General features: G+C 70.3%; 8 protein-coding genes. 2 read left to right on the top strand and 6 right to left on the bottom strand.

What is annotated here, in order from left to right:
* A partial coding sequence (gene rlmN / locus ASG00_RS11650) for a 23S rRNA (adenine(2503)-C(2))-methyltransferase RlmN (protein WP_442922646.1) occupies positions 1-1,027 on the bottom strand: 1,027 nt, incomplete at its 3' end.
* Positions 1,028-1,077: 50 nt separating this feature from the next.
* Between rlmN and ASG00_RS11645 the strand changes: the two genes are divergently transcribed.
* Both ASG00_RS11645 and ASG00_RS11640 read left to right on the top strand, forming a co-directional pair.
* Positions 1,078-1,713, top strand: coding sequence for a LysE family translocator (locus ASG00_RS11645; protein ID WP_056209773.1), 636 nt, complete (start codon positions 1,078-1,080; stop codon positions 1,711-1,713).
* 42 nt (positions 1,714-1,755) lie between these two features.
* Entirely contained in the window at positions 1,756-2,592 is an 837-nt protein-coding gene (locus ASG00_RS11640) for a Cof-type HAD-IIB family hydrolase (protein ID WP_056209770.1), read from the top strand.
* Positions 2,593-2,658: 66 nt separating this feature from the next.
* On the opposite strand, the gene ASG00_RS11635 is transcribed toward ASG00_RS11640, so the two are convergent.
* From ASG00_RS11635 to ASG00_RS11615, 5 genes are all read right to left on the bottom strand, one after another.
* Entirely contained in the window at positions 2,659-3,498 is an 840-nt protein-coding gene (locus ASG00_RS11635) for an SDR family oxidoreductase (protein ID WP_056209766.1), read from the bottom strand.
* A gap of 26 nt (positions 3,499-3,524) precedes the next feature.
* Positions 3,525-4,295 (bottom strand): enoyl-CoA hydratase/isomerase family protein, encoded by a 771-nt coding sequence (locus tag ASG00_RS11630; RefSeq protein ID WP_056209763.1) that lies wholly within the window; start codon positions 4,293-4,295, stop codon positions 3,525-3,527.
* Positions 4,292-5,053: an SDR family NAD(P)-dependent oxidoreductase gene (locus ASG00_RS11625; protein ID WP_056209760.1), complete on the bottom strand. Its 762-nt coding sequence runs from the start codon at positions 5,051-5,053 to the stop codon at positions 4,292-4,294. The genes ASG00_RS11630 and ASG00_RS11625 overlap by 4 nt, the downstream gene beginning before the upstream one ends.
* Positions 5,054-5,219: 166 nt before the next feature.
* Entirely contained in the window at positions 5,220-6,731 is a 1,512-nt protein-coding gene (gene glpK, locus ASG00_RS11620; protein ID WP_056209758.1) for a glycerol kinase GlpK, read from the bottom strand.
* A gap of 41 nt (positions 6,732-6,772) precedes the next feature.
* A complete protein-coding gene (locus ASG00_RS11615) occupies positions 6,773-7,528 on the bottom strand; it encodes an MIP/aquaporin family protein (RefSeq protein ID WP_056209756.1) in 756 nt (251 codons plus the stop codon).
* Positions 7,529-7,768: the final 240 nt, after the last annotated feature.

Genomic DNA, 7,768 nt, shown 5'->3' with positions numbered 1-7,768 from the left:
CCCAGCCGCGCCCGCGCTGGTTGAGCTTCTCCGCCAGCAGGTCGGCCCGCCACGCGTGGTCGTTCATGTCCTTGATGAGGGCGTACTCGATCGACACCCGCCGACCGGTCTTCTCGTAGTAGGCGTAGGCGGCGTCGAGCGCCTCGTCGACCTTCCACCGCGAGTTCACCGGGATGAGCTCGTCGCGCAAGTGGTCGTCGGGCGCGTGCAGCGACAGCGCGAACGTGACCGGGATGTTCTCGTCGGCGAGCTTGCGGATCGCGGGGACGAGACCCACCGTCGAGACGGTGATGCCGCGGGCGCTCATACCGAGACCGTGGTCCTTGTCGACCATCACCCGCACCGCCTGCATGAGGCGCGCGTAGTTGGCGAGGGGCTCCCCCATGCCCATGAACACGATGTTCGTCACGCGCTCATCGGGGTGGGCGGCCGTGCCGAAGCCGCCGTCGCGGATGAGCCGGTTCGCCCGCACGACCTGTTCGATGATCTCGGCGGCCGACATGTTGCGGGTGAGGCCCGCCTGCCCGGTCGCGCAGAACGGGCAGTTCATGCCGCATCCGGCCTGACTCGACACGCACAGGGTGATGCGGCCCGGATACCGCATCAGCACCGACTCGACGAGAGCACCGTCGTGCAGCTTCCACAGGAACTTGATCGTGTCGCCGCGGTCGGTCTCGAGGCGTCGCACCTCGGTCAGCAGGGGCGGGAGGAGTCCGGCGACGAGCTCGTCGCGGCCGGTCGCCGGCAGGTCGGTCATCGCCGCGGCATCCGAGGTGTAATGCCCGAAGTAGTGCTTCTCGAGCTGCTTCGCCCGGAACCCCGGAAGACCCAGCTCCACCGCCTTCGCGACGCGCTCGGCCGGGGTGAGGTCGGCGAGGTGCACCGGCGGCTTGCCCCGCTTGGGGCTGGCGAACTGCAGCAGGGGGCGACCGGTGGCATCCTTCTTCTGCTGCCAGCCCTCGGTGCGCGGCCGCACCTGGCGCACGCCCGACGTCGCGGCGGGCTCGTCTGCGGCTGCGGGGGTCATGGTTCCAGGGTAGGGCGTCGGGCGGATGCCGCGGCCATTACGCTGTGCGGGTGGTTCCCGCCGACAGCCTCGTGGCGTTCGTCATCGCGGCGGCCGTCATCATCGTGGTGCCGGGCCCCGGGGTGCTGTTCATCATCGGACGCTCGCTCGCGCTCGGTCGCCTCGGCGGCCTCGTGAGCGTGCTCGGCGGCGCGCTCGGCCAGGTTCCTCTCGTCTTCCTCGTCTCGTTCGGCGTGGGAACGATCGTGGCCTCGTCGCCGCCGCTGTTCCTCGCGGTGCGCATCGCGGGCTCCGCCTACCTCGTCTACCTCGGCGTGCAGGCGATCCGTCATCGGCGGCGGCAGGCGTCGACGGATGCCGCGACCCTCCCGCCCGCGTCGCGGTGGCGGCAGCTCGGCGAGGGCTTCGTCGTCGGCGTCACGAACCCCAAGACCATCGCCTTCTTCGTCGCCGTACTGCCGCAGTTCGTCGCGCCGGCGGCGGGATCGGTGCAGCTGCAGCTGCTCGAGCTCGGTCTCGTGTTCGTCGCGATGGCGGTGCTCTCGGACGCCGTCTGGGCGCTGGTGGCCGCCGGAGCGCGCGCCTGGTTCGGACGCTCGCCCCGCCGCATCCAGACGTTGACGGCGACCGGCGGCGCCATCATCATCGTGCTCGGCGTCGCCCTGCTGTTCGTCGGAGGTCACTGACCGCGCCCGTAGGCTGGGAGCACGACCCCCTGGAGCCCCACCGTGACCGCATCGCGCCTCGTCTTCCTCGACATCGACGGGACCATCCTCGATCACGACCAGCGGTTCTCGCCGCGCGTGGCGGAGGCCGTGCACACGGCCCGCGGAAACGGCCACGTCGTGCTCATCTGCTCGGGCCGTTCGCCGGTCGAGATCTCGCACCGCATCCACGCGATCGGCTTCGACGGGGTCATCTCCGCCGGCGGCGGGTTCACCGAGTTCCAGGGTGAGCTGGTGGCCTCCCACACCCTCCCCGAGGACGCCGTGCAGCAGCTCATCGAGTTCTACTCGCGGCACGAGGTCGAGTTCACGCTGCAGGCGTTCGAGAACGTGTACCCGAGCGCGGGGCTGTTCGACCGCATGCGCCCGATCCTGCACGCGCGGGCGGGCGGCGACACCGAGGCCGAGCGCGCCGACCTCGCCCGTCTTGCCGACCGCTTCTCCCGCAGCGGCGCCGCACCCCTCACCGGCATCGCGAAGTCGACGTTCTTCGGCGTCGAGGCGACGACGTACGCGACCGTGCGCGACGGACTCGGTGACCGCTTCCACGTGATCACCGGCACCGTGCCCTACCTCGGCGAGGCCGGCGGCGAGGTCACCTACCCCGGCATCGACAAGGGCGCGAGCATCGTCGAGCTCGCCGAGCGCCTCGGTGTGCCGCTCGAGCGCACGATCGCGATCGGCGACGGGTCGAACGACATCGAGATGCTGGGTGTCGCCGGCGTCGGCGTCGCGATGGGCAACGCGGATGCCGCGGTCAAGGCCGCCGCCGACGAGATCACCGCGAGCGTCGACGACGGCGGCGTGTACGCCGCGTTCGCCCGCCACGGGCTCGTCTGAGTCCGCCGGTCAGGCGGCATCCCGTCGCCGGCGGCCGCCCCGCGCAGGGACGACCGTCGGCGGCGATCAGTCGAGGAAGATGTCGGGGAACAGGTCGCTGTCGGGGGTTCCGGGCACCGCAGCGTAGGCCGAGAAGTCGGTGATGCCGGCGTCCTCGAGCACGTCCTCGACGATGAGGGTCTGCCCGGTGTACTTGCGCGAGGGCTGCAGCAGCACCTCGTAGGCGGCGTCGGCGTAGATCTCCGGGGTGCGGCTGACCTTCATCATGCGGTCACCGCCGAGCGCGAACTGCACCGCGGCGGTCGCGATCGTCGTGCGGGGCCACAGCGTGTTCGCCGCGATGCCCGACGAGGCGAACTCCGCGGCGAGCCCGAGGGTGACCATCGTCATCCCGTACTTCGCGAGCGTGTACCCGGTGTGCGCGCCGAGCCACTTCGACGAGAGGTTCAGCGGCGGCGACAGCGACAGGATGTGCGGGTTCGGCGCGTCCTTGAGCACGGGAAGCGCGGCCCGCGACAGCAGGAACGTGCCGCGCACGTTCACCCCCTGCATCAGGTCGTACTTCTTGGTCGCGAGGTCGAGCGAGCCCGACAGGTCGATCACGCTCGCATTGTTGACGACGATGTCGATGCCGCCGAACTCACCCTGGGTCTTCAGCACCGCCTCGGTGATGTCGTCCTCGTTGCGCACGTCGCCGACGATCGGCAGGGCGCGTCCGCCCGCCGCCTCGATCGCGGCGGCCGCAGTGTGCACAGTGCCCGCGAGCTTCGGGTGCGGGGTGTCGGTCTTTGCGATCAGCGCGATGTTCGCGCCGTCGCGCGCCGCGCGCAGGGCGATCGCCAGGCCGATGCCGCGGCTTCCGCCGGACATCAGGATGGTCTTGCCGGCAAGGGATGCCTCGGTCATGTCTCTCCTCGTCGAGTGATGGGGCGTCAGCGCCGGGTTGCCGCCGCGGCGAACGCGGCGATGCGCGCCTGCGCCTCGGGGGTGTCGAAGGCGGCGCCGATCGACGCGGCCTCGTCGGCGACGGCATCGGCGAACGGCCGCCGCGTGCCCGCACGCACGAGACGCTTGGCCTGGCCATACGCGCCGGCGGCTCCCGCGATCCACTCGCGAGCCACCTCGACCGCGCGCGCCTGCACGCGGTCGGGCTCGACGACTTCGGCGACGAGCCCCCAGTCGAGGGCTTCCTCGGCGGGCAGCAGCCGCTCCTGCAGCACGAGCTGCAGCGCGCGACGCTCCCCCACAGCGCGGGCGAGCTGCGCCGTGACCGACAGATCGGGGGTGAGGCCCATGCTGGCGTAGCGGCTGCCGATCTTCGAGTTCTGGCCGACGATCGCGTAGTCGCTGGCGAGCAGGATGCCGAGCCCGCCGCCCGCCGTCGTGCCGTGCGCCGCGGCGACCACGGGCACGCTCGACTCGGTGAGCGAGAGGATGCCGCGCGAGATCACGTGCGCGAGTTCATCGAGCGCGCGGGCCGAGCCGATGCCCGAGGCCATGGCGAGCACGTCTCCGCCCGCGCAGAAGGCGGGGCCGGCGGCATCCACCACGATCGCCTTCACATCGGGGCGCGCCGTCGCGTCGGCGGTCGCGTCGGCCCAGGCGTAGGCGAGCGCGTCGTCGAACGCGTTGAGCCGCTCGGGGCGGTTGAGGGTGAGCCGGGCGAGGCCGTCCTCGACGGAGTAGAGCAGCGGGTCGCTCATCGCGGCGCCATCCGGATCGCCCCGTCGAGACGGATCGTCTCGCCGTTGAGGTAGCCGTTGCGCACGATCTCGGCGACGAGCGACGCGTACTCCGCGGGCTTGCCGAGGCGCTGCGGATAGGGCACTTGCTGACCGAGGGAGTCCTGCGCGGGCTGCGGGAGACCCGCGAGCATCGGCGTCTCCATGATGCCGGGAGCGATCGTCGTCACCCGGATGGCGTAGCGGGCGAGCTCGCGCGAGATCGGCAGGGTCATGGCGTGCACGCCGCCCTTCGACGCCGAGTACGCGGGCTGGCCGATCTGGCCGTCGAACGCCGCGACGCTCGCGGTGTTGACGATCACGCCGCGGTCGCCCGAGGCGGTCGGCTCGCTCACCGCGATCGCGGCCGAGGCCTGCGCGATGACGTTGTAGGTGCCGATGAGGTTCACGCGGACGATGCGCTCGAACGCCGCCAGCGGGCTCGGCGTGCCGTCGCGCTCGAGCACCTTCGCGGGCGGGGCGATGCCCGCGCAGTTGACGACGACCCGCAGCGGACCGGCCGCGACGGCGAGCTGCACGGCGGCCGCGACCGCTTCCGGGTCGGTGACGTCGGCGGGGGCGAACAACCCGCCGAGCTCCGCGGCGCGCTCCGCACCGGGAGACGACGGCAGGTCGACGATGGTGACGGTGGCGCCGAGCTCGGTCAGGCGCTGCGCGGTGGCGAAGCCCAGCCCGCTCGCGCCGCCGGTGACGAGCGCGCTCGCTCCGGTGATGTCCATGTGTTCTCCTTCGAACCGCCCGGGCGAGGGCCCGCGGCATCCGTCGTCAGCCTAGTCGCGGAATCGAGTCTCGACCAGCGTGGGACTCAGTATCACGCTGGATGCCGCGGCAACGACGAGGGCGCGGGCGGCCGAAGCCGCCCGCGCCCCGCGGTGACGTGTGCGCTCAGCGCACGTCGGCGTCGACCCAGTCCATCGACTTGGTGACGGCCTTCTTCCACAGACGCAGCTGACGGTCGCGCTCGTCGGCGTCGAGCTTCGGCTCCCAGCGACGGTCCTCCTGCCAATTGGCACGCAGGTCGTCGAGGTTCGACCAGAAGCCGACCGCGAGACCGGCCGCGTAGGCGGCACCGAGCGCGGTGGTCTCGGCCACGACCGGGCGCACCACCGGCACACCGAGGATGTCGGCCTGGAACTGCATGAGCGTGTTGTTCGCGATCATGCCGCCGTCGACCTTCAGCTCGGTCAGGTCCACACCGGAGTCGGCGTTGACCGCGTCGAGCACCTCGCGGGTCTGGAAGGCCGTGGCCTCCAGCGCCGCGCGGGCGATGTGACCCTTGTTGACATAGCGGGTCAGACCCACCAGCGCACCGCGGGCGTCCGGACGCCAGTACGGCGCGAACAGACCCGAGAACGCCGGCACGAAGTAGACGCCGCCGTTGTCCTCGACCGACTTCGCCAGCTCCTCCACCTCGGGAGCGCTGGAGATGAGGCCCAGGTTGTCGCGCAGCCACTGGATGAGCGACCCGGTGACCGCGATCGATCCCTCGAGCGCGTAGTGCGCGGGCTGGTCGCCGAGCTTGTAGCCGAGGGTCGTGAGCAGGCCGTTCTTCGAGTGGACGATCTCCTCGCCCGTCTGGAAGATGAGGAAGTTGCCCGTGCCGTAGGTGTTCTTGCTCTCACCCGGATCGAACGCCGCCTGGCCGAAGGTCGCGGCCTGCTGGTCGCCGAGGATGCCCGAGACCGGAGTCTCGCGCAGCAGCGACGAGTCCTCGACCGTGCCGTACACCTCGGAGGACGAACGGATCTCCGGCAGCATCGACAGCGGCACGCCGAAGTCCGCGAGGATGTCCTCGCGCCACGACAGCGTCTTCAGGTCCATGAACAGCGTGCGGCTGGCGTTGGTGACGTCGGTCGCGTGCACGCCACCCTCCGGGCCGCCGGTGATGTTCCAGAGCACCCAGGTGTCGGTCGTGCCGAAGAGGAGGTCGCCCGCCTCGGCGCGCTCTCGTGCACCCTCGACGTTGTCGAGGATCCACTTGATCTTCGTGCCCGAGAAGTAGGTCGCCAGCGGCAGGCCGACGATCTCCTTGTAGCGCTCGGTGTCGCCCTTCGCCAGCTCGTCGACGATCGACTGCGTGCGAGTGTCCTGCCACACGATCGCGTTGTAGACGGGCTCACCGGTGTTCTTGTCCCACACGACGGCGGTCTCGCGCTGGTTGGTGATGCCGACGGCGGCGATGTCGTGACGGGTCAGGTCGGCCTTCGCGAGCGCGATTCCGATGACCTCCTGCACGTTCTGCCAGATCTCGACGGGGTTGTGCTCGACCCATCCCGCCCTGGGGAAGATCTGCTCGTGCTCCTTCTGACCGGTGGCGATGATACTGCCGGCCTTGTCGAAGATGATCGCGCGCGAGGAGGTGGTCCCCTGGTCGATCGCGATGACGTAGGTGCTCATGTTGTGGTGACTTCCTTGTCTGTTCGAAGGATGGTGTCGGGTCAGTGGCCGAGGTGCAGGAGCACGGGGGCCGCGACGGCGGCGATGGCACCACCGATGAGCGGTCCGACGACCGGGACCCACGAGTAGGCCCAGTCGCTCGAGCCCTTGCCCTTGATCGGCAGCAGCGCGTGCGCGATGCGGGGGCCGAGGTCACGGGCGGGGTTGATGGCGTAACCGGTCGGGCCGCCGAGCGAGGCGCCGATGCCGACCACGAGGAGGGCGACCGGAACGGCCGTCAGCGGGCCGAGGCCACCGGGGACACCGATCTGGATGTCGCCGTAGTCGGCGAAGGCGAAGATCACGAAGACCAGCACGAAGGTAGCGATGATCTCGGTGACCAGGTTCCAGAAGTACGAGCGGATCGCGGGGCCGGTCGAGAAGACTCCGAGCTTCGCCGCCGGGTCGGGCTCGGCATCGAAGTGGTCGCGGTAGGCGAGCCAGGTGAGCACCGCACCGATGAACGCACCGAGGAACTGGCCGCCGACGGCGGTGCCGAACTCTGCACCGTCGATCTTGCCGGCGATGAGCAGACCGAACGAGACGGCCGGGTTCAGCTGCGCACCGGAGTACGCCGAGACGAGCACACCCGCGAACACCGCGAGGCCCCAGCCCCAGTTGATCATGAGCGTGCCGCCACCGAAGCCCTTGTTCTTCGCCAGGATGACGTTGGCGACGACACCGCAACCGAGCAGGATGAGCATCCCCGTGCCCACCACCTCGGAGAGGAAGTACAACCCCAGGTTGACTGATGACATGTCGACGTTGACCTTTCGTTTTCTCCGGTACGACGCCTCTGCCTCGACGGCGCCGGCCCGGCTCTATGAGTGACCTGAGTGATGTGTCCGCCGGTGTCAGGTCGCACCGGAGCTGGTGTCAGGCGGCGTGGAAGGCGACGCCTGATCGGGTGACGTCGATGCGGTGGGCCTCGGAGAGCGTGCGCACGGTCTCGGCGACCTGCGACTGCACCTCCTCGTCGCTCCAGTGCATCGACTCCT

Origin of the sequence: Microbacterium sp. Leaf351, from assembly GCF_001423825.1 — a bacterium.
In the GTDB taxonomy this organism is placed as follows: Bacteria; Actinomycetota; Actinomycetes; order Actinomycetales; family Microbacteriaceae; genus Microbacterium; species Microbacterium ginsengisoli.
Note: the sequence above shows the minus strand (reverse complement) of the source record. Positions and strands in the feature narration are given on the sequence as shown.